Annotated in this window: 20 protein-coding genes; 13 read left to right on the plus strand and 7 right to left on the minus strand. The window is 48.7% G+C overall.

The features are described 5' to 3' along the window. Entirely contained in the window at positions 1-1,074 is a 1,074-nt protein-coding gene (locus H8730_RS09000; RefSeq protein WP_177717923.1) for an ArsR/SmtB family transcription factor, read from the plus strand. Positions 1,075-1,724: 650 nt separating this feature from the next. Here H8730_RS09000 and H8730_RS09005 read toward each other — a convergent pair. Both H8730_RS09005 and H8730_RS09010 read right to left on the minus strand, forming a co-directional pair. Then, positions 1,725-2,621, minus strand: coding sequence for a nucleotidyl transferase AbiEii/AbiGii toxin family protein (locus tag H8730_RS09005; protein WP_177717921.1), 897 nt, complete (start codon positions 2,619-2,621; stop codon positions 1,725-1,727). Then, positions 2,621-3,229, minus strand: coding sequence for a type IV toxin-antitoxin system AbiEi family antitoxin domain-containing protein (locus H8730_RS09010; RefSeq protein ID WP_177717919.1), 609 nt, complete (start codon positions 3,227-3,229; stop codon positions 2,621-2,623). The genes H8730_RS09005 and H8730_RS09010 overlap by 1 nt, the downstream gene beginning before the upstream one ends. Positions 3,230-3,863: 634 nt before the next feature. Here H8730_RS09010 and H8730_RS09020 point away from each other — a divergent pair. Genes H8730_RS09020 through H8730_RS09030 form a run of 3 tightly spaced genes read left to right on the plus strand, consistent with a single transcriptional unit; the run spans position 3,864 to position 7,343 of the window. Beyond that, on the plus strand, positions 3,864-6,419 hold the full coding sequence (locus H8730_RS09020) for a heavy metal translocating P-type ATPase (protein ID WP_177717916.1): 2,556 nt from the start codon (positions 3,864-3,866) through the stop codon (positions 6,417-6,419). Then, on the plus strand, positions 6,419-6,682 hold the full coding sequence (locus H8730_RS09025) for a metal-sensing transcriptional repressor (protein WP_177717914.1): 264 nt from the start codon (positions 6,419-6,421) through the stop codon (positions 6,680-6,682). Before H8730_RS09020 ends, H8730_RS09025 begins: the two co-directional genes overlap by 1 nt. Positions 6,683-6,695: 13 nt before the next feature. Further along, on the plus strand, positions 6,696-7,343 hold the full coding sequence (locus H8730_RS09030; RefSeq protein ID WP_177717912.1) for a pentapeptide repeat-containing protein: 648 nt from the start codon (positions 6,696-6,698) through the stop codon (positions 7,341-7,343). A gap of 65 nt (positions 7,344-7,408) precedes the next feature. On the opposite strand, the gene H8730_RS09035 is transcribed toward H8730_RS09030, so the two are convergent. Further along, positions 7,409-7,690 carry a hypothetical protein gene (locus H8730_RS09035; protein WP_177717910.1) on the minus strand — a complete coding sequence of 94 codons (282 nt, stop codon included), beginning with the start codon at positions 7,688-7,690 and terminating at the stop codon, positions 7,409-7,411. Between the two features lie 149 nt (positions 7,691-7,839). Here H8730_RS09035 and ku point away from each other — a divergent pair, with 149 nt between their 5' ends. The 4 genes from ku to H8730_RS09055 all read left to right on the plus strand — a co-directional run bounded on the left by ku (position 7,840) and on the right by H8730_RS09055 (position 11,744). Beyond that, a complete protein-coding gene (ku, locus tag H8730_RS09040; protein ID WP_177717908.1) occupies positions 7,840-8,634 on the plus strand; it encodes a non-homologous end joining protein Ku in 795 nt (264 codons plus the stop codon). Then, positions 8,634-9,551: a non-homologous end-joining DNA ligase gene (gene ligD / locus H8730_RS09045; RefSeq protein ID WP_177717906.1), complete on the plus strand. Its 918-nt coding sequence runs from the start codon at positions 8,634-8,636 to the stop codon at positions 9,549-9,551. Before ku ends, ligD begins: the two co-directional genes overlap by 1 nt. A 198-nt stretch (positions 9,552-9,749) precedes the next feature. Then, entirely contained in the window at positions 9,750-11,207 is a 1,458-nt protein-coding gene (locus tag H8730_RS09050) for a lectin like domain-containing protein (protein WP_177717904.1), read from the plus strand. Positions 11,208-11,225: 18 nt separating this feature from the next. Further along, positions 11,226-11,744: a transcription repressor NadR gene (locus H8730_RS09055; RefSeq protein WP_249289743.1), complete on the plus strand. Its 519-nt coding sequence runs from the start codon at positions 11,226-11,228 to the stop codon at positions 11,742-11,744. Between the two features lie 43 nt (positions 11,745-11,787). Here the strand turns inward: H8730_RS09055 and H8730_RS09060 are convergent, their stop codons facing one another. Next, the gene (locus tag H8730_RS09060) at positions 11,788-13,185 is read right to left on the minus strand and encodes an NAD(P)/FAD-dependent oxidoreductase (RefSeq protein ID WP_177717902.1); all 1,398 of its coding nucleotides are present in this window, start codon (positions 13,183-13,185) and stop codon (positions 11,788-11,790) included. 195 nt (positions 13,186-13,380) lie between these two features. Here H8730_RS09060 and H8730_RS09065 point away from each other — a divergent pair, with 195 nt between their 5' ends. The 5 genes from H8730_RS09065 (at position 13,381) to H8730_RS09085 (ending at position 18,709) form a co-directional block, all read left to right on the plus strand. After that, the gene (locus H8730_RS09065; protein WP_177717900.1) at positions 13,381-14,469 is read left to right on the plus strand and encodes a PTS sugar transporter subunit IIC; all 1,089 of its coding nucleotides are present in this window, start codon (positions 13,381-13,383) and stop codon (positions 14,467-14,469) included. 102 nt (positions 14,470-14,571) lie between these two features. Continuing rightward, positions 14,572-15,555, plus strand: coding sequence for a hypothetical protein (locus H8730_RS09070; RefSeq protein WP_249289744.1), 984 nt, complete (start codon positions 14,572-14,574; stop codon positions 15,553-15,555). Positions 15,556-15,624: 69 nt separating this feature from the next. After that, the gene (locus H8730_RS09075; RefSeq protein WP_177719938.1) at positions 15,625-16,713 is read left to right on the plus strand and encodes a YkvI family membrane protein; all 1,089 of its coding nucleotides are present in this window, start codon (positions 15,625-15,627) and stop codon (positions 16,711-16,713) included. Continuing rightward, the gene (locus tag H8730_RS09080; RefSeq protein ID WP_177719939.1) at positions 16,710-18,017 is read left to right on the plus strand and encodes a DUF5711 family protein; all 1,308 of its coding nucleotides are present in this window, start codon (positions 16,710-16,712) and stop codon (positions 18,015-18,017) included. The genes H8730_RS09075 and H8730_RS09080 overlap by 4 nt, the downstream gene beginning before the upstream one ends. After that, positions 18,014-18,709, plus strand: coding sequence for a CvpA family protein (locus H8730_RS09085; RefSeq protein WP_177719940.1), 696 nt, complete (start codon positions 18,014-18,016; stop codon positions 18,707-18,709). The genes H8730_RS09080 and H8730_RS09085 overlap by 4 nt, the downstream gene beginning before the upstream one ends. Positions 18,710-18,758: 49 nt before the next feature. Here H8730_RS09085 and hydG read toward each other — a convergent pair whose 3' ends face one another. The 3 genes from hydG to H8730_RS09100 are packed head-to-tail and all read right to left on the minus strand — an operon-like array spanning position 18,759 to position 21,507. Beyond that, on the minus strand, positions 18,759-20,177 hold the full coding sequence (hydG, locus tag H8730_RS09090; RefSeq protein WP_177719941.1) for a [FeFe] hydrogenase H-cluster radical SAM maturase HydG: 1,419 nt from the start codon (positions 20,175-20,177) through the stop codon (positions 18,759-18,761). A gap of 20 nt (positions 20,178-20,197) precedes the next feature. Then, on the minus strand, positions 20,198-21,238 hold the full coding sequence (hydE, locus tag H8730_RS09095) for a [FeFe] hydrogenase H-cluster radical SAM maturase HydE (RefSeq protein ID WP_177719942.1): 1,041 nt from the start codon (positions 21,236-21,238) through the stop codon (positions 20,198-20,200). Next, complete coding sequence (locus tag H8730_RS09100) at positions 21,235-21,507, minus strand: TM1266 family iron-only hydrogenase system putative regulator (RefSeq protein WP_177719943.1); 273 nt, start codon at positions 21,505-21,507, stop codon at positions 21,235-21,237. Before H8730_RS09100 ends, hydE begins: the two co-directional genes overlap by 4 nt. Positions 21,508-22,444 lie beyond the last annotated feature (937 nt).

Raw genomic sequence — 22,444 nt, forward strand, 5'->3', positions numbered from 1 at the left:
GTGAAAAATACACCGGAAGCGGCTATTATGTACGATATGATAAGTTATTCCGTTATTTATTTTAACAAGAGTACCGCCGTGGAATTTTTGAAAAGAGAGACTGGTATCCCAGACGAAGACACACTATTACAAGCTTATCGCGAGTTTTCGGCTTCCTGCCATCTGGAAGTTCCTCCGAACGTCTATCCCTTTTTTTATTTTAATGGAACAATATCATGTCCCTTGTCCAAAATGTGGAGTGATTATTTTAAGACGTATCAACAATATCGCCAGCAAATATGTAACATTCATGCGTTTAAGAGCTTTATCATTAAGTACTTTTTTGAAAATCTAGTGGGAGAGGAGGATACGGAAAAAATCATAAAAGGTGATGGTGAAACCATTGCAAGAAGTTTATCGCTACTGACCGTTTCCTTGCATCTGGATGCAAATTTGGTCCCAATATTTTCTAATATCTGCTACCATTTCGCAGATCTAGTTAAAAGTTTACTTGCCTATCTTGACCGTTTGCAGGTAATATTACGGCAATATCATGTAAAGAGGATGCCTCAATCAAACCGGATTTTGCGGGAGTTTTTTTCAAACGAGGATCAACAAAATTTATTTCGCAAATCGTATGAACTTGAGGAGAATATTCGATTAAAGGAACAGGTCTATTCAATCTGTTACATTCAACCGTACGTTCAAACTTTTTCGACAAGAGATAAACGGGAGTATGTTTTTTTATTTGGGTATTTAATGTTACACTGCATTGAGGACCGAATTCACTATGGATATATCAATGCGGTCCATGCTCTTCAAGTTTTTGGCAAGGTATACACGCACGATGTATTGGAATGTCTCAAAAGTGGAAATAAAACCATATCCCAAATTGCGAGAATTATGCATATATCCAGAACATCCATAAGCCGGCTGATCTATGTTCTTGCAGATGAGTTAGTATTAAAATCTTATAAAAAGGGAGCTGAGATCTATTACGAATTGAATTATGAGTATCTAAAGCATGCAAGGACAAAGATTATCCGATATCTTGACGAACTGCTCCTGAATGGATATAATAATGACAGAGACTAAGGGGAGGTGGGATACATTGATATGGAATCGACCTACAATTCAGTCACTTTCAGAGATGCGATTACAAACTGTCTTGACTGTGCAGGGACGATCTTGTAATGGCGGCAAGTTTCGATGAGATTGAGTGGCGGTTCAGATCCGCTTGCTTACATTGGCCAATCGATCACACAGCGCTTGGATTTCCGTGTGACGTCTATACATTTGTGGTCTCAACCTGTGGCAAAGCGGCCCACCGAACATGGTTTTTTATTCGGTGGGCATAGTATTCAATAAGAATAATTCTGGGTATGATAAGATGATTCAAGCCTGTAGTTTTGGAGGAACATCAATATAGTGAAGGTACGAGCATGTTTTGGGTGAAATGTTTTATTAAGGAATGGTAGGATGACAGATACCGGTCATATATTTTGAAATGATGTCAATTGTGACAGCAAATTAATACCGTGAATTACTGCAAACTCAGAACCTTATCAACTTCTTGCAGAATTGTAGGTGAAATATCCATCGAGTGAACATCATTTTTGCATTTCCGCCTTTGTCGAATCGACATACTCATTTTTGCAGACTTTGAGAAGGTAGGCATCCAAGCTACTGGCATTTCCTTTGATTAAATTGTCGAGTGCTTCTTTAATAAAATTCATATCATCACCTTAAGTCCAACGTTGACTCTCTGCCCGCCACATCTTTTGGAACTCATCCTCATTCACAATTGCATCAAATACAGTCTCAAGGAATTTCTGTATCTCCTCAATAACCACCGAAAACTCAAGCCTATCATCTTTTATGGTTTTCAAGAAATATTTCCACCGCTTTTGCATGTCCACATCTTCGGCAAGCGTGAGAATACGCTTGAAGCTGTCCTTATCGTAAGGCGTCCCTCGCCGTTCCAATGTTCTGGATATTGCCGTCTGCAATTTCGCTCCGTCAAAATCAAAAGTCCTTGCAAGATAGTAAATATCGTAAAAGTCTTTCATCCTGCCCGTTAGTTCAAACCGTTGCAGAATAGCGTCAAATTTTTCTGCTATGGTGCTTTCGAGAGAATAGGTCATAATAACTGGAGCTTCAAAATTGGGAAGCTGTGTATGGATAATCCGCTGCTCAGCACGGGGAACAATCACATCGCCCACACCAATATCCACATTAAAGGGGACTCGGACATTTTTTATCTTTCCGATAATCTGGGTGCTGATACCATGATATTTTCTTTGCGGTGAAATTTCCTCAAACCCTTTTGCACTCATCTCAATATAATCGTTGCCTGTAGGCGTAGCAAGAATTTTTAGGATAAGGGCTTTTACTTCATCCAACGAATTGGAAACGCTTCGAAGCAGGAAATCCACATCAATCGTTGCTCGGCTTTCAAAATTGGTGAGCGTATAGATAAACAATCCGCCCTTGAGAATAAGGGTATCATCATATCCAGACTTCGAGAGTTTTCGCAAAAATTCCTCCTGTATAAAAAGCTGTAGGCACTGCTGATAGCTGATGCCAGCCGCCTTCGCCTTATTCTTAAGCTTTGCCAAAACAGATGCCGCTACATCAGCCATCACAACCACACTCCAATCAATTCTTTTACTCTTTTTTGCATTCTCAATACTTTGGCATACTCCATCAGATTCGGTATATTCTTTTTCGGGTCTTTTACATACCCTTGTATTGCTTTATTAAAAATTTCTTTATCCATTTTGTTCATATTCCGCAGTACATCGCAAATGGTACGGTCACGGTCGTAGATACGGACATCAACAAAATTGATACTGCCTTTTGTTTCGCCGAGAGATACTAAAATAGGCTCAACCCGATATGCCTTTACAAAGGGGTAGTCGATATTTGTACGGCTTCTGGAGACATTTTTATCAATCGTAATATTCCACTCGGCAGGATTGCGGTCACTGTACTGATAGTAAAAGAGGGCAGTTTCCATACAAAGAACCGCATCGGGAAAAAGACGGTTGATAATTTTAACTTCCTGTTCGCCATAGGTTTCCGTCCAGTGATAATAGCCCCGTTTGATTTTTTCAATGAAGCCCTCGTTTAATAGTTGTTGAATATCAGCATAGTAGATTCTATAAGAATCCAGTTGAGCAGTTGTCATTATATTATCGTGTTTGGAAAAAATCTTCCTGACAGTGTTTATTGATTTTTCATCAAGCATTGTCTCACCTCTACTAAACCACACGCAAATTTTTCAACGATTGTGTACTTTACTATAGTATACCCGATTTTTCTCAAAAAGTCAACTCAGTAAAGCACACACGATTAAAGCTGACAATGGTGTGGTTTTCTATAGAAAAATGAGCCTGGCCAACTCCATTCAGACAAGCTCATTTTCTCACGCTTCATAGTTATAATAGACATCTGCATCCGCTGCCGCATAGAGTTTTATCCATCTCGGCGTACCGCAAAGTTTGATAAAATAAGGCTTTCTGCCACCTTTCCTGTATCTTTTCTCATCCCACTTGCCAATTCTTTCATCAAAATCAAGGGGTGTATTTGGACTGTATGAGATCTGTTTTGAGCAGTCGTGGAAGGCAATTAAAGAAATCTTGGAGTATAATGGTGTCCCAGAAAGTCAGACAGGTTCGCCTAAAAATAGAAATTGAAGAAAAATGGAATTGAGTTGAGAATGCCGTGTGTTTGAATGAATCGTGATCAAACGCGCGGTATTTTTTGGCCCGTGGAATAATTTTTCGCAAATCGGAGAATACCAATTGACAATCCAACACAAATGTCGTATGATAATACCACACCCCCCGAGGGGGGTGTGGTACGAGAAAGGAGGACGGACCATGAGCCGTCATAAATACACAGTAACAGGAATGACCTGCTCCGCCTGTTCCACCCACGTGGAGAAGAGTGTCCGCAAGGTGGACGGCGTAGAGGATGTGGCTGTCAATCTCCTGGGAGGCAGCATGGTTGTGGAGTACGACGAAGGGAAGGTTAAGGATGAGACCATCATCCGTGCGGTGGAACACGCGGGGTACGGAGCTCAGCCCCAAGATCGAAAGGAGAAAGCGGTTTCCTCTGTAGCGAAGCGCGATAGCAAGAACGAGGAGCGTGCGATGGCGCTGCGGGTGATTCTTTCTTTCGTCTTCCTAATCCCTCTATTTTATCTGGCCATGGGGCATATGATGGGGTGGCCGCTACCAGGGATTTTCCTAGGCCATGACAACGCCGCGGTCTATGCGTTTACTCAGTTTCTGCTCTTGTTGCCGATTCTGTATATCAACGATCACTACTATAAAAATGGTTTTAAAAGCCTATTCCACAGAGCGCCCAACATGGATTCTCTTATTGCAGTGGGGTCCGCGGCGGCTTTAATCTACGGTATCTTTGCGATTTTACAGATCGGGTACGGTCTAGGGCATGGCGATATGGACAGGGTACATCACTATACGATGGACTTATATTTTGAATCCGCGGGTATGATCCTGACGTTGATTTCCCTGGGGAAATATTTGGAGGCCCGTTCCAAGGGGAGAACATCGGACGCCATCTCGAAGCTCATCGATCTAGCGCCGAAGACAGCGTTAGTGCTTCGAGATGGGGAGGAGAGGGAAATCCCCGTGGAGGAAGTCGGCATCGGGGAAGTGGTGATCGTCAAACCGGGCCAGAGTATTCCCGTGGACGGTGTGATTTTGGAGGGTCACACCTCTGTGGATGAATCAGCCATCACAGGAGAGAGTATTCCGGTGGAGAAACGGGCGGAGGATCCTGTTATCGCGGCAACGATCAATCAGTCTGGCTATATTCGGTTTCGCGCCACTAAGGTTGGGGATGACACGACGCTGGCACAGATCATTCGGCTGGTGGAGGAAGCGAGCGCGTCTAAGGCACCCATAGCGAAACTGGCGGATAAAGTCAGCGGCATTTTCGTCCCTGTCGTCATGATCATTGCGCTCTTATCGGCGGTCATCTGGTTACTGACCGGCGCAACCTTTGAGTTTGCCCTGTCCATCGGGATTGCGGTGCTGGTCATATCCTGTCCCTGCGCCCTTGGGCTGGCGACGCCCACAGCCATCATGGTAGGAACGGGCAAGGGAGCGGAGAACGGAATTCTAATCAAATCAGCGGAGGCGCTGGAGATCGCGCATACCGTGCAGACTGTGGTGTTGGATAAGACGGGAACCGTCACGGAGGGAAAGCCAAAGGTCACCGATATCATTGTAGGAGATTTGGAGAGACAGGAGCTATTGAAAATCGCCGCCTCTCTGGAGCAGCTGTCAGAACACCCACTGGCGGAGGCCATTGTGGCAGCGGCTGCCGCGGAGAATATTGAGCCGGAGGCCGCGGTGGATTTTGAGGCTCGAGAGGGCCGCGGCATTATGGCACGGCTGGGGGGAACGCTTTATATGGCTGGCAATCGACGGCTAATGGAGGACTTCCAGATCCCCCTCGGCTCCTATGGGGAAGAGGAAGAGCGGCTGGCCGCAGATGGAAAGACACCCCTCTACTTTGCCCGGCAAGATGGGGTTTTGGGCCTTATCGCCGTGGCGGACGTGATCAAGCCCACCAGCAGGGCGGCAGTGCAGGAACTGGAGGCCATGGGGATTGAAGTCGTCATGTTGACAGGCGATAACGAGCGGACCGCCCGCGCCATCCAGAAGCAAGTCGGCATTTCGAAGGTCATTGCGGAGGTGCTGCCCCAAGACAAGGAGCGGGAGGTTCGGCGCATTCAGGAGTCAGGCCGCAAGACGGCTATGATCGGAGATGGCATCAACGATGCTCCGGCGTTGGCTCGAGCGGATGTGGGGATCGCCATCGGGGCTGGGACGGATATTGCCATCGAATCGGCGGATATCGTTCTGATGAAAAGCGATTTGATGGATGCCGTCAAGGCGATTCAGCTCAGCAAAGCGGTGATACGAAATATCAAACAAAACCTGTTTTGGGCCTTTTTCTACAATGCCATTGGAATTCCCCTGGCGGCCGGTGTGTTTTATACCATCTTAGGCTGGAAGTTAAACCCCATGTTCGCCGCTGCTGCCATGAGTTTAAGTTCTGTCTGCGTGGTCACCAACGCCCTGCGTCTAAAGTTCTTTAAACCCAAGTTTACACAGCAGGTTCCACCCCTTGAGAGCGATATGCCGTCTCAAGAGGTCAAACCAATACAAGCCAACCAGAAAGGAGTCACGAACGTGAAAAAAGAAATGATAATTGAAGGCATGAGCTGTGCTCATTGTTCCGGGCGTGTTGAAAAGGCGCTGAATGCCATTGAGGGAGTCAAAGCCTCAGTGGATTTAGAAGCGAAGACCGCTTATGTGGATCTGGAGGAAGAGGTGTCCGATGATGTTTTGACACAGGCCGTCACAGAGGCGGGATACGAAGTTAAGGATATTCGATAATGCAAGCAAATAAACAGGATGTCGGCCGCCTGCTGAAAACAGCAAAGGGGCAGATCGATGGGATTTTGAAAATGATTGAGGAAGATCGCTATTGTATGGAGATCAGCCACCAGATCATGGCGGCGGAAGCGATTCTGAACAAGGCTAACCGGGAAGTGCTGAAGGCTCATGTCCAGGGGTGCGTCAAGGATGGCATTGAGAGCGGCGATGCCGATGGCAAGGTTCAGGAGATCTTGACGATTTTGGATGCCATAATGAAATGAGGGAGAAGGACAGATGAAGCGACAATTGCCCAGGCTGCCATCTGAACCGATGGCAGTCCAGCCATTGGAGCAGGCGGCCTGGAGGGCGGTGGAAGAGGAGGAACATATCGAGAGAGCCCAATTTTATAATGATATGTTGCTGGAAACCGATTTGCAAAGGGTGGACATCGACACCTGTTTCTTTAAGGGCTGCAAATTCTCGGAGTGTATCATACAGAAATCCTATGTCACCGACGCTGTATTCCGGGATTGCGATCTGTCCAATGTGCATTTTGAAGACACGAATTTTCAAAGGGTGGAATTTTATAACTGCAAGCTTGTGGGAACGAATTTCACCGGCGCTATTTTGAAACATGTGCTAATGTCAGAATGCTTAGGGCGCTATTGCAACTTCAGCTTTGCACACATCCAGGACTCCTGCTTTCAGACCTGTGATTTTACCAAGATGGGAATGACCGAGGCCAAGTTGACGAGGATTCTTCTGGAGGGCTGTTGTCTGACAGAGGCGGAGATGCTCAATACCCCGTTAAAGGATGTCAATCTAACGACCAACGACCTGCAAGGGATCCGGCTATGTGGCAGCGAACTACAGGGCGCCATTATTTCAAGTCTCCAGGCAGTGGATCTGATCCGGATTTTTGGCGTGTCCATTCAGGATTGAATTATTTCCCAATAGGAAACAATTCCGAAATACTAAAGATTTTTCCCCACAATCTGGTCAGCAGACTATTCTTTGGCATCGTCCATTTCCAGAATTTCAATTTCCAGTGCATCATAGGAGATTGGTTCTATAAAATGATCTTGCCGGAAATTTGTCCGCCCAAAGCTTCGAATATCCTGTCTATTTTGTTCTAGCCAGATAGGCCGCTGGAGATCCAGCTCCATACAAATCTCATCCAGGCACAGATGAAGGCGCTCCCCCAGCGGTAACTTCGAATCATTGTTGACTGCAATGTAATTCTGTTTAATTTGATTTTTCTTAATTAATTTGCCCCAAACTCGTAACATCGGTCTCTCCTTTTCCTATGTGAGAATCGCTTCACGCTTATTCCATAGTATACCCTACTCCAGGGGAAAGTGCAAGAAGGTTCTGAAGTATAGAAAGATGTCTCTTCACGCATACTAGTCCATAAGAAACCGCGAAGGAGGCTAACACCATGGCTGTATCACATAAGGGCGCTATCAGCTTTGGACTCGTGCATATTCCCGTATCCCTGTACACTGCGACGCAGGATCATGATATCCATTTCAATCAGTTGTGTAAGGGGGACATGAGCCGCGTGCGATATAAAAAAGTCTGCGCTGGCTGCGGAAAGGAAGTCGGTCCGAAGGATATTATCAAAGGATTCGAATATGGACAGGATCAATATGTAGTCGTCACGGAGGAAGATTTTGAAAAGATTAAAACGGAAAAGGACAGAAGCATCCAAATTATGCATTTTACGGATCTTTCCTCCATCCGTCCCATCTATTATGATAAGACGTACCACGTTTTGCCCGACGCGGGTGGCGAAAAAGCCTTCGAATTGCTGCGTGTGGCCATGAAGGACCAGCAAAAAATCGGCATCGCAAAGACGGTTATGGGCCAAAAGGAGACGCTCATGGCCCTGATTCCCACAGAGGATGGTATGCTCTCAGAGACTATGTTTTATGCAGATGAAATTAAGGCCCTTCCGAAAGAGATCCTTCACCCACAAGTGAAGGAAGCGGAATTGGAGATGGCAAAAACTCTGATTCAATCCATGGACCGTCCCTTTGAGCCGCATCTCTATCACGATGAATATCAGAAGCGCCTGCGGCAGTTGATTGAGCAAAAAATAGCCGGTCAGGAAGTCGTAGCCGCACGACAGGAAGAGCGAAATAGTGTAATTGATCTTATGGAGGCGCTTCAGAGAAGTATTGAACAGCAGGCAGCGGCCCCAGCGAAAGGGCGTAGGAAGAAGGGCGCATAATGGCGGACCTATTGGCTCAAAAAAATATACTTCCCATGTTGATTGCGGATAATGGTCATCCCTTCGACGATCCAGACTATGTCTATGAATTAAAGTTTGACGGCGAGCGCTGCCTCGCCTATGTGGACGGGAAAAAGACGGTTTTACAGAATCGGCGGTTGCTGCTAGTCACCTCAAAATTTCCAGAATTATCGGATTTACACAGGCAAGTTCGCGTGCCGTGTATCTTGGACGGTGAGCTGGTTGTGCTTCGAGATGGCAAGCCCGACTTTGGGGAGCTGGTGAGACGGTCCCTGATGTCCAACCGAATCAAAATTGAATTTGCCGCCAAACAAGCTCCGGCCACCTATATCGCCTTTGACATTTTGTACTACCAGGATCAACAAGTAACAGGACGGCCGCTGACAGAAAGAAAAGAACTGCTGAAAAAAGCAGTGCGGGAAAACGAGCGGCTCGCCGTCTCCAGAATCGTGGAGGAGAAAGGGCGAGCCCTCTTTGAAGCAGCGAAGACAATGGATCTGGAAGGCATTGTCGCCAAACGCAAGGATAGCTCTTACACCATGGGGATACGGTCAAAGGACTGGATCAAAATCAAGAATCTGCAAGATGATGACTTTTATGTCTGTGGATATATCCATAAAACGGACGCGGTGACCAGTCTCGTGTTAGGACAATACGAGCAGGGACATTTGGTATACCGTGGACATGTAACGATGGGGGTAAGAGGAGAAAGCTTTCATCATATCCTTCGGCAACGTCCCATAGATGTATGTCCTTTTGCAGAGGTTCCCAGAGGAAATGACGGTGCGGTGTGGCTTTTTCCTGAGTTAGTCTGTACCGTTTCATTTATGGAGAGGAGCGCCGGCGGATTTTTGCGGCACCCAGTGTTTAAAGGGTTGCGAGCTGATAAAATTTAACTTGACTTTTTGAATTGAACTAAGTTCGCGAAGGCGAACTTTTTTTATAGGTGTAATCATGAAGAGCATATTTCACTTATTACTAATTTTTTAATTTTTATTATGTTTCTATAAACCTATTCTTTTTTCCGATAACTTGTGCTATGATTGTAACATAAATGTAATGTTGAAGCAAGGCCGTGGGGGAGTGTGAGACAGATGTGGATTTCAAAGGAAAATGGATTCAAGATCGTGATGAGTTTAATTCTCTGCACCGCGCTGCTGGTGGTGCCTGCTCCGTCCCCCTCGGCGTCGCAGGAGAGCAATAGCGCGCAGCTGCAAAGAGAGGTCGCCATTATCGCCCCTGTGGACCCTGAGTCCGATGAATCGGCAGAGCGCATGGAGGTTCCCAAAGGGAATTCAGATGCGCAGAAGATTTATTACACAGACGAAGACCAAAAATTTAACTCCATCAGTGAACGGCCAGGATCCATGCTCATTACGCTCCCATCTACATATGATAGCCGTCAGGTGGGACGCGTGTCATCCGTAAAGGATCAGGGTGCTCTGGGGACTTGTTGGGCATTCGCCGCGCTCGGCGCCATGGAAAGCCTTCTGATGCCCCAGGAAGTATACGATTTCTCAGAAGATCACCTATCCTTGAATCATGGCTACGCGTTGGACCAGACGACGGGTGGAGATTATTCCATCGCCCTGGCCAGTCTCGCGGCGTGGAAGGGGCCGGTAGCGGAGAGCGACGATCCCTACGGTGATCATGAGACGAACCCCGATGCGAAGGTTCTAAAACACCTGCAAGAGGCCATTATCCTGGATGGCAATGTTCCGGGGATCAAGGAGGCCGTGATGAAATATGGCGCGGTTCAGTCTTCTGTTTTTTCGCCGAACCTGGAGTATACCCAGGGGGTGTCGCCTTTCTACAACGCTAATACCTATGGTTTTTACTATAACGGACAGGAAAGTACCAACCATGACATTCTTATCGTGGGGTGGGACGATGCCTACCCCAAGACGAATTTTTCGCTGGAGCCGGAGGGAGATGGAGCCTTCATCTGCAAGAACAGCTGGGGCGAGTCCTTTGGGGATGGTGGGTATTACTATGTGTCCTACTATGACAGGCACATTGGAAACAAAGCCATAGCTTACACACGCCTGGATGAGATAGGCGTCTACGATACCATCTATCAATACGATGAACTAGGGTGGGTTGGCCAGATTGGTTACCGGAAGCCGTCCGCGCATATCGCCAACATATTTGTGGCAAATTCCAATGAAGCCCTGGAAGCTGTCAGTTTTTATACACTGGGGGAAAATACGGATTACGCCGTCTACGTGGCGGTGAACCCTTTGGGGACGGATTTTCATGGGAAAGTACAGGTGGCGTCAGGCACAATCCAAAACAAGGGCTACCATACCATTGATTTAGAGAACGAGATTTCCTTGCAAGCAGGTGAGAGTTTTGCTATAATAGTAGAGATCAATACTCCTGGCAGCAGTACACCCATCGCGGCAGAATTTGAGGACGATGGCGTATGGGCTAAGGATGTGACGGTTGGCATAAATGAGAGCTTTATGAGCTATGATGGAAGCATCTGGATGGATGTGGGCGAGAGCCTGGGATGCAATATATGCCTCAAAGCCTTCACGAAACAGAAGTAAACAGAAGGTGTGAATCGAGTGTTGAAAAATAGTCAGCGCAGGGATGAAATCCTCAAGATATTGAAACAGGCCAGCCAGCCAGTGCCGGGAACCGATCTCGCGCAGCGGTTTCAGGTGAGCCGCCAGGTGATCGTGCAGGACATCGCGATCCTTCGGGCGTCCGATGAAAAGATTCTGCCCACGGCCAGAGGTTACATGATGATGCCAGAGGGAGCACAAGGAGTTCGAAGAGTCATCGCCGTATCCCATGGCATGGAGGGGATGCGCCGGGAACTGGAGCTCATGGTCGATATGGGGGCGAAGGTGCTCAATGTCATCGTGGAACATGATGTGTATGGTTCAATCCAGGGGGATCTGATGATTGAGAATCGCCGGGATGTGGACGCATTTATGGACAAAATCGAGAATGGTTCCTCCGCGCCGCTGTACTGCCTCACCAGCGGAGACCACTATCATACCATCGAGGCCAGAGATGAGGAGACGCTGGATGCGGTGGAAGAGGCGCTTATGCAGGAATTTGGAGCGAATCAAAACTAGGCCATGGGAGCATTCCCATGGCTTTATGTTGCGCTCGGTTGCGCTATTCCTCTAACGCTAAGCGCCTTCCCATGAGGACTCCCATGGCGGAGGCCATCATCAGCCCTCGCGTCCAGCCGCTAGAATCGCCAAGACAATGGAGGCCGGCGATATTGGTATTGAAGGCCGAGTCCATTTTTACACGGTTGCTGTAGAACTTCAGCTCTGGAGAGTAAAGGAGAGTTTCAATGGAGGCAAACCCTGGAACCACATGATCCACTGCCTGAATAAAATTGATAATGTTGATCATGGCCCGGTAGGGCATGGCGGCAGTAATGTCACCGGCCACGGCGTCAGGGAGTGTCGGCCGCAGGTTGGACCTGGACAGTTCCTCCTGCCAAGTTCGCTTTCCATCTAGAATATCGCCGAGGCGCTGCACGAGAATATGTCCAGCGCCCAGCATATTGGTCAGCTCTCCGACTTTTTGGGCATAGGCGATGGGCTGATGAAAGGGTTCATTGAAATTGTGGGAGCAGAGAATTGCCAGATTCGTGTTGTCCGATTTGAAATCCTTGTAGGAATGACCGTTGACCACAGCAAGATCGTTATCGTAATTCTCCTGACTCACGATGCCGCCCGGGTTCTGGCAAAAGGTGCGGACCTTATTTTTGAACGGCTGGGGGTATCCAATAAGTTTCGATTCGTATAACACATTGTTGACCCGCTCCATGATTTCACTGCGAACTTCCACTCGAACGCCGATATCCACCGTCCCAGGTTGATGGGCGATATGGTGGTCCGCACAGAGTTTTTCAAGCCAATCGGCGCCCCGACGCCCGGTAGCGACTACGGTATGAGGGGCAAAGACCTCGAGGTGGTCCCGGCCATTGTTGACAAGGACGCCGCGGCAGACTTCACCCGAGAGGATTACATCCGTGCATTCGTATCCAAATAGAATCTCCACCCCATGATCCAACAGATACGTTTCAATACTCTGGTAGATCTCCTGTGCCTTTTCCGTACCGAGATGGCGGATGGGACAGTCCACAAGTTTCAATCCAGCCTGGATCGCTCGCTTGCGGATCTCCTTCACTTCGTCACTGTTGCCGGTGCCCTCTATATGGGAATCCGCTCCGAATTCCAGATAAATCTGATCAGTATAGTCAATGGTTTCCTGGGTTTGAGCGTCACCGATGAGGGATGGGAGGTCCCCACCGACCTCACTGCTCAGGGAGAGCTTTCCGTCAGAAAAAGCACCTGCGCCGGAAAAGCCGGTGGTGATGTGGCAATATGGCTTACAGTTGACGCATTGCTTTGTTTTTTGCTTGGGACAGCGGCGCTCCTCGATGGCCTTTCCCTTTTCCACTAGGAGTATGCGTTTCCGGCTTCCGCGCCGAAGAAGCTCTAGAGCCGTGAAGATCCCAGACGGACCTGCACCGATGATGACGACATCACAATTCATATCTGTACCTCCGCGTTTTGTCGGATATTATACCATAGGAGGGAAAGGGCGTCAATTGCTCCGAAATGCACAAAAACTGGAATAAAAGCCAACTGCTTTCGTGAATTAGCCCATTGTTTCCATATGGGGAATATGATATCATCACATGTGACAAGACATATGATTATACATATTTTGTGATCTGGAGGAATGAATATGAGCGAGACAAATAAGGGGAAGGGCATACTGTGGAAGATTGTCGACCGATATCTGGTAAATGGACTATCCGGTATGGCGATGGGGCTTTTTTCCACACTGATCGTGGGACTGATCCTAAAACAGATCGGATCCCTCATGGGCGACAATGTAGTGGGGACGCTGTTGGTCAATCTAGGGACTATGGCGAATTTTGTGACAGGGGTCGGCATCGGTATCGGTGTTGCCGTGAATTTGAAGATGCCCAAGCTGGTGGTGTATTCGGCGGGTGTAGCCGGTTTCATCGGCGCGTATGCATCGCAACTGGATGCGGGCACTCTCTTTGATGGGGCAAAATTAGTTCTATCGGGGCCTGGCGATCCTATTGGCGCTTTTGTGGCGGCTCTCTTTGGCATGGAAATTGGCCGCCTCGTGTCAGGAAAGACGAAGCTTGACATCCTAGTCACCCCTATTGTAACCATCGTCGCTGGGGGCACTGTGGGCGTTGTGCTGGGGCCCCCTTTGGCAGAGGGGATGAGTGCCCTCGGCCATTTTATCAATACGGTTACAACGCTGCATCCGTTCATCATGGGGATTTTGATCTCCGTCATCATGGGGATGATTTTGACGCTGCCCATCAGCTCAGCTGCGCTCTCAATCATTATCGGTCTCAGCGGCATTGCCGGGGGAGCGGCAACGGTGGGCTGCTGCTGTCAGATGATCGGATTTGCGGTGGCAAGTTTTCGGGAAAACAAATTTCAGGGGTTATTGGCTCAGGGTCTTGGCACGTCCATGCTGCAGGTCCCCAATATCGTGCGGCATCCAAAGATCTGGATTCCGCCGACTGTGGCTGCTGCCATTTTAGGCCCAGTTTCTACAATGGTCTTCAAAATGGTCAATAATCCGTCAGGCTCTGGGATGGGAACGTCTGGCCTGGTGGGACAGTTTATGACTTGGCAGGAGATGGCTGGCTCCATGCCGCCGGCTCTCCTGTTGGGAGAGATTGCGCTGATGCACTTCATTTTGCCGGCTGCGCTGACCTTACTCATCTCCACAGCCATGAGAAAATTGGGCTGGATTCATGACGGAGATATGAAGCTGGAATTGTAAGAAATTGTCAAAATAAAAATTTGATTCGACAACCATCTTCCCGAAATTTTTTATGGTTCCTGTGCTATCATAGGATTAGACAAGCTAGGGGAGGATGAGAGATTGATGGAAACAACGGATAAATTGCCGAATAATGTGCGGCAAATTGGGCAGATCAGCGATACTTTGAAGATTTACATGGAACAGCAGGTCAGCGAGTTTCTGGAAGACCATCGTCGCGCGGAGATAGGAGAGCTACAAATCTTTTATCTTCTTGGACGGGAATACCATCTAGGAGAGCAGCGCGTATTGGTGGTCCGCGGTGTGCTGGAAGAGGAAATGCCGGTACATCAGCCCATCGTCATTACGCTGGATAGCCTCCAGATGTTGGAGAAGAAAAAGGAACTGTATTTTCCAAAGCTTAAGCTTTTAGGGTGGATGCTGAACCAGCCTGGCTACGGGGTTTATGGTCCGCAGCGGCAGGCTTCCCTCCACCGCCAGCAATTCGGGCAGTGCCCCTTGTTTATGCTGAGCGATTCCTTAGAACAGACGGAAGAATTCTATCTTTGGAATGGGACGGATTTTGAATCTGTCGGGGGGTACCTGATTTATTACGATCCGAATCCCGCCATGGCCAATATGACGGCCAAGAGCAAGCCCGAACCTGTTGAGCGGCCGGAAGCGTTTTGGCAGCCGGAGGAGACAGAGATTCCACCCAAAGAGGAAGATCCCCTGGAGCCTTGGTTGCAGCAGCGTGAGCGGACACCTTTTCGGGAGGGATACACTGCCAGGACAAGGCCTGTATCCGGTGCGGAACCGCGGAGAGAATACCGAGAGTACGCCAACAACCGCCGTAAGCCAGCTCCAGAGCGGAACGAAACCCCACAGAAGACAGCCCAGGATCCATCCAAATCCTTGAGCATGTTGACGTCCCTATCAGCTGTTTTGTTGCTGATCTGTGTTGTAATGGGCATGCTGCTGTTCAACAGTATTGGCACCCTAAATGGAATCCAAACCCGTTTGGAGGATATGAACGCTCAGATCTCACAAATATCGGAGAAAGTGGTGGACGAGCCTCTCGATGTCAGCACTCAGCCGCAGTCATAAGAATTTTTAGAACAGGAATAGAACGAAGCCGGCGCCTCATATAGTAGTAGAAAAAAAGCAGGTGCCGGTATGTCTAAGGAGAAACAAGCGGTTTTAAAGATAGCGGGGGTTTTTATCAGCACGGTTATTGGGGCGGGTTTTGCGTCCGGACAGGAAATCGTCACATTTTTTATTCGATATGGGAGGAGTGGCCTCCTTGGGCTTGGCGTCGCCGGCGCTCTATTCATTTTATATGGTTGGGGAATTCTATCCTGCGTATATAAAAATAAGATTCGGACGTATTCGGAATTCACCGATCAGATTGCGGGGCGGCAGGCGGGCCGTGTGTTAAGTTGGATCGTGACGGCCTATATGCTACTAAGTTATGGCATCATGCTGGCAGGAAGCGGCGCGATTTTGCAGGAGCAGTTTGGATTGTCCTATGAGGCAGGAGTCCTGATCTTGAGCGGCCTTACCTTTTTAACATTTCTCACAGGCGCGAAGGGGATGGTGTCAGTCAACAGCTTTCTGGCGCCTGTGCTGACAGCCGGTATTCTGTTCATAAGCATGATGGGAATTCTACAACCACAAAAGACGGCACAAGCGAATTCGTATTTGCAGCTTGTGCCGTTGTCTATGCTATCGATTCCCCAGGCGGGGAATTATGGGAAGGCTCTTCTCTCATCCCTTTTATACGTTTCGTACAATATGTTGACCGCAGCAGCCGTTCTCACAACCTTGGGTCCCTATTTAATCCGCGAGAAAACGCCGTTTCGCGCAGCGCTCGCCGGCGGTGGAACGCTGGCCGTGGTGTCTTTTGTATTGGGGGTTGCAACATTCATAAATTATGGTACAATAAAGGAGATAGAGATACCAGCTTTACAGCTGGTGGCAGATAAAAAAACTTTGGCCTATCTCTATACATTTATTTTAATGGGGGCTATGTATACCACTGCGATTTCCAACGGATATGGATTTGCGGATGCGATACGAAGCGTACTGCCCATCGGAAAGGTTTGGATGAGTATCCTGACAGTGCTGCTGGGGATCTTTGTATCCCAACTGGGCTTTTCACAGCTTGTCAACAAGGGGTATTCTCTGTTCGGATATATCGGTCTTTTCCAACTGCTCTTGTTGGTTATGCACTGGTTCCCATTGAAAAGGAGCAAACATACATGAAAAATCGTGACGGGGATACAGGAAAAATAAAAAATTGGATGGATATGGAGGAGCTTTCTGAGGAATTGATGGAAGACGACGAAGGGACGGTGGAGCAAGAGAAGGAAGAAGAAGTCCTTCTGCGGGAACCGAAGAGTAAAAAGAAGCTGGCGCTTCTGGGCATTGTACTCTTGTGTGCCTTGGTGCTGGGCGGCTTTTTGCTGTCGGACACCTTCTACGGGATCATCCGCCGGCAGAGCAATTATACGCTGACGCCGTCTGGAACAGAGGTGGAATATTCTAAGGAGGCGGCTTCCTCCTTTGCGGTGCTGGGAGATTTGGTGCTGCGGCTGGGACAGGAGGGCATAGCAGCCCTGGACAGCAGTGGAAAGGTTGTCTGGGATGTCCCCTTTACCATGACGTCGCCTAACATGGTGACTTGCGGGGACTATGTGGCGGTGGCGGACCGAAAGGGAACCAAGATCATTTTATGTGACAAAAATGGCCTCCAGAGTGAAATGACCGCCGAGTATCCCATCACGCTGCACACAGTCAATGAAGCTGGTTATATCGCAGTGGCTGTAGGCCAGGATATGCAAAACGGCGTGGCCTTGTATTCCAATACCGGCGAGTTGATTGTCAAGAGAAGTACCACTGTCAGCGGGGACGGGGTCCCCATGGCCATTGCCCTGAATGAGGATGCGACAAAGATGGTCACATCCTATCTGGTTTTCTCCGGGGAATCGATGAAGAGCCAGGTTACGGTCTTTGATTTTTCCAATGCAGCGGACGGGGTTACAGATCGAATCTTAGCCAATTACAGCTATGACGCGACCATGGTGGTTACCCTAGCCTTTATTCAGGGATCCTGTGTATTTGTTGGGGACAATCGCATTGGCGCTATTTCCATGGAGGGCAATACGAAGGAGGCCTGGAGTCAGGAACTCTTATATACCATCAAGGCGCTGGCAGTTGGAGAGGATTTCTTTGCGCTGGCATATGATGGAGGACAAGCTGGAACTGCACAGGCGGAGCCCGAATATGATCTCGTTTTATTTGACAAAAGTGGGGTGACGATTCTACAATTGCAAATTGGGGACATCACCTATCTGGATGTTTCAAATGGGATTCTTGTCTATGGTCAGGAGCGAAGCTACAAGGCTATATCGAAGGACGGAACGAGTCAGTGGTACTATGACGCGCCGGAGGATACATATCGTCTGCTCAACCTGGCGGGTGGCGATACAGTGACGGCGGTGGTCAGCGGGAAGATGAAAATGATGAGTATTGTCGGGGTTGAAGAAACGGGGGATAGCGTCTCATGAATTTTATCATTGCAATTGTGCTTGATGCATTGACCATCTTTATTCTTGTGTATAGCTTATTCCGCGGAAAGAAAAAAGGATTTGTCAAGACTGGATATAGTTTGATTTCCTGGCTTCTCAGCCTGTTGGTGGCATGGAAGCTATTTCCGTATGTGGGAAAAGGGCTTCGGGCTCTGGGACTGTTTGGCAAATTGCAGGGGTATATTGGCAGCCATCTGTCGTTGGGGGAGGTGTCCGGCACAGCGGAGGCTGCCGCGGCGATCCAAAATCTTCCCGTCCCTAAAATTTTGCAGGAGAAACTGATTGAGAATAATAATTATGAGGTTTACAATATTTTCAATGTGGATACCCTATCAGATTATGTCGCCAGCTATCTGGCCAATGTGGCGCTGAATATTATCGCCGTGGCGGCCACATTTCTCCTGGTGTTCCTTCTAATCCGCCTGATTGGATTTGCGCTCGAGATTGTGGCTAAGCTGCCGGTTATCCGGACTTTGAACAGCGTCCTGGGGATCTTAGCCGGGGCAGCTATGGGTGTTGTGAAGGTATGGGTCCTGTGCATTGCCGTAACTTTAATCGGAATGATTCCCAAGTTCACGGTGCTGCTGTCCGGTGTCAGCGCTAGCGCCGTGACACAATTCTTTTACAGCCATAATCTAATTCTAGACATGGCATTGCAGATCTTCGGATAGAATCAAAAAAGGAAGCTCAGTTGAGTAGCCCGCTGAGCTTCCTGTCATTTTATAGCCTGAAATCCCGGTCACCCTGTGCAATGGAGGTCAAATGCTGTTCCACGAGAGTCCGGACCTTTTCATTTGGAATCGATGCCAGCTCTTTTTGAATGAGTGTATTGCCGATTTGGCGAGTCTGGGGACTTGCATAATCTTCCAGATATTCTTTTAAGGTCATGAGGGCATTGGGATGACAACAATTCTGGATCTGGCCGCTCTTGCAAAGGCTCATAAAGCGGTCGCCTGTCCGCCCTTCCCGGTAGCAGGCAGTGCAAAAACTGGGAATATAGCCAAGCTCCATGAGCCAATGGACCACCTCATCCAGAGTTCGGCTATCTATGACGTCAAATTGTTCTGATTTTGCATCCTCCGGCTCCGGCGTAACGTAGCCACCGACGCTGGTGCGGGAACCACCACTGATCTGCGAGATCCCTAGATGGAGGACGCGCTCGCGACATTTTTGACTTTCCCTGGTGGAGACGATCATGCCGGTGTAGGGCACGGCGATCCGAATGCAAGCGACAATTTTGGCGAAGGTATCGTCATCGATCCCATTATCGAAAGCGTCCGCGTCGATATCATCTGCATGCCGGATCCGGGGAACACTGATGGTATGCGGGCCAACTCCATGGGCAGCCTCCAGATGTTCCGCGTGCATTAAGAGCCCGGCAAATTCGTAGCGGTACAGCTCAAGTCCAAAGAGTACCCCTAACCCTACGTCGTCGATGCCGCCTTCCATGGCGCGGTCCATGGCTTCTGTGTGGTAGTCATAGTTGTGCTTTGGGCCCGTTGGGTGCAGCTTTTCGTAGCTTTCCCTGTGATAGGTTTCCTGAAAGAGAATATACGTGCCGATCCCTGCGTCCTTTAGCTTTTTGTAGTTCTCAACGGTGGTGGCGGCGATGTTCACATTGACCCGGCGAATGGCGCCGTTTTTGTGTTTGATCCCATAAATCGTTTGGATACTTTCCAATACATACTCGATAGGATTCATCACAGGATCCTCACCGGTTTCCAGGGCCAAGCGCTTATGTCCCATGTCTTGCAGCGCAATCACTTCCTGGCGGATCTCGTCCTGCGTCAGTTTTTTGCGGGCGATGTGTTTATTCTTTAAATGATAGGGACAGTATACGCAGCCGTTGATACAGTAGTTGGATAGATATAGAGGTGCAAACATGACAATTCGATTGCCGTAGAAGTCCTTTTTAATCTGTTCGGCTAGGGCGTAGATCTGCTGATTCCGGTCTTCCAAATCACAATCCAACAGAACAGCAGCTTCGCGGTGTGACAGGCCTTTGCGAAGGCGCGCCTTATCCAGAATCTCATCGATGAGGGCGCCGTTGGATTTGTTTTGTTCTGCGTAGGCTAAAGTTTCTAAGATTTCTTCATGATCAATAAATTCCGTCGCATGGGGAGACGCGGCATTGTACATGGAATTACCTTCTTTCTCATTTATTTGGCGGCGACATCGCCGCGATCCGTCACAACTTCATAGCCGATCTGATGCATCCGCTGATCTAGGAGATGCCGGCTTTCAGCGGCTTCCTCTCCCGTGCTGCACTTGTTGTCATACAGCATGTATTTTGTTCGGACCGCCATGGGGGAGAGATTCGGCATAACGACATTGGCACCGGCTAGAACTCCTTTTTCTCGTCCGCTCGGATCCAGCGTCCCCAGGGCTGTGGTTGCAGGTAAAAGGGCGTAGGGCAGCATTAGCCGTAGAAGACCTAACAGGAACAGGGTGAGCTCAACTGTGCCGGAAGCCTCACCGGCAAAGGGGGTGTCGTGGTGAGCAATGAAAGGACCAATTCCCACCATATCGGGCTGCAACTGGGAGATGAACTGTAAATCTCTTGCTAGATGATGCGAGGTCTGTCCCGGAGAGCCAACCATGAAGCCGGTTCCCACCTGATATCCGATTTGCCGCAGATCCCAAAGACACTGAATTCGCTTTTCCCAGGACATAGTAGGGGGATGCAGTTGTCCATAGTGAGCTGGGTCTGCGGTTTCGTGCCGCAGCAGATATCGGTTAGCACCCGCGTTAAAATAGGCTGCATAGCTGGCATGACTTTTCTCCCCGATGGATAAGGTTATGGCACAATCTGGATAGGTTTGGCGGATCGCAGCGATTATGTCACACAGCAGGGAATCCGTAAAATATGGATCTTCGCCGCCCTGTAGGACAAACGTGCGAAACCCGAGCTGGTAGCCAGCGCGGCAGCAGTCTAAAATTTCATCCTTCGTCAGACGGTACCGGGATGCAAAGTGGTTGCTTCGGCGAATACCGCAATAGTAACAGTCATTTCGGCAGATATTTGTGAATTCGATCAGGCCGCGTATGTATACGGCGTTGCCATAATACCGGCGGCGCACAGAGCGGGCCCGCTCAAACAGATAGGAGGATACGTCCGGCGAACGTCCATCGATGAGCGCTATAAACTCTTCCGGAGATAGGCTGTGATCCTGTTCAAGGCGATCGATCAGATCTTTCATAGTACGGTGTCCCCTGTAGTCGAGGAAATTTTAGAATAAATTGTTTTTGTACTAATACCAGGCAGCATGCCCAGTTTTCCGGATAAAGCGCTGATGATGTCCCCCGGTGCATCCATGGCCACACTTATGATATTGATTCCTCTCTTTTGATAAGGGACTCCCATGCGACCAATAATATATGCGCCATACTGGTGAAGGAGTGCGTTCATCTTTTCTATGGACACAGCATCCTCAACGACGATCCCAATCAGGGCAACTCTTGTTTCCATTGATATCACTTCCTTTGAATTAAAAAAGCGCCTAAAAAAGGCGCAGAAATCAACCATACCGATCCCCGATGCCTTTCCCCTCAGAATAGAATCTTCGGGCGTCAGAACGCAGATGAAGTCCGATTTGCCGAAAGGAGACCCTCACGGCGTATCGTAGAATTAGTATAGCACAGAAGGGAATGGATTGCAAGTGGTGCTTGCCATTTCGGATGAAATCCCGTATACTAAAAAGAAAGGGGAATGGGATGGAGACAGAGCGAGTCGACTATTAGGAACGGCTACTGCGCAGCGGCGAGGGGGGCCGGTACCGGACAGTAAGAGGTCGAAGTCGGAGCAGATGATAGCGAATTTATACCGTACAGGTACGAGCCGAAGGTGAATCCGAGGAGGGGGCAGAGCCTATTGCTGAAGTGTCACGGCGTCACAGAAGGGGCGTTTTTTTATTGGAAGAAGAGCGGAGAAAAAGACAAACGGAGACGATAGCCACTAAAAATCAGCCAGTCATAAAAGCGATGGCAGAGAAAGCAGGCAAAAGCGAAACGTAGCCGCTAAAAGGGGAAGGCCGAAAACAAGGGGAAAGCAGAAAAGGCGAAAGGAAGAGAGAAGCGAAACGACAGAGAAAGAGCGGGCGGACAGCCATAGCGGAGAAAAAGACAAACGGAGACAATAGCCACTAAAAATCCGTCAGTCATAAAAGCGATGGCAGAGAAAGCAGGCAAACGCGAAAAGTAGCCGCTAAAAGGAGAAGGCCGAAAACAAGGGGAAAGCAGAAAAGGCGAAAGGAAGAGAGAAGCGAAACGACAGAGAAAGAGCGGGCAGACAGCCATAGCGGAGAAAAAGACAAACGGAGACGATAGCCACTAAAAATCCGTCAGTCATAAAAGCGATGGCAGAGAAAGCAGGCAAAAGCGAAACGTAGCCGCTAAAAGGGGAAGGC

The sequence above is a fragment of the Bianquea renquensis genome, from assembly GCF_014384895.1.
GTDB lineage: Bacteria > Bacillota > Clostridia > Lachnospirales > Bianqueaceae > Bianquea > Bianquea renquensis.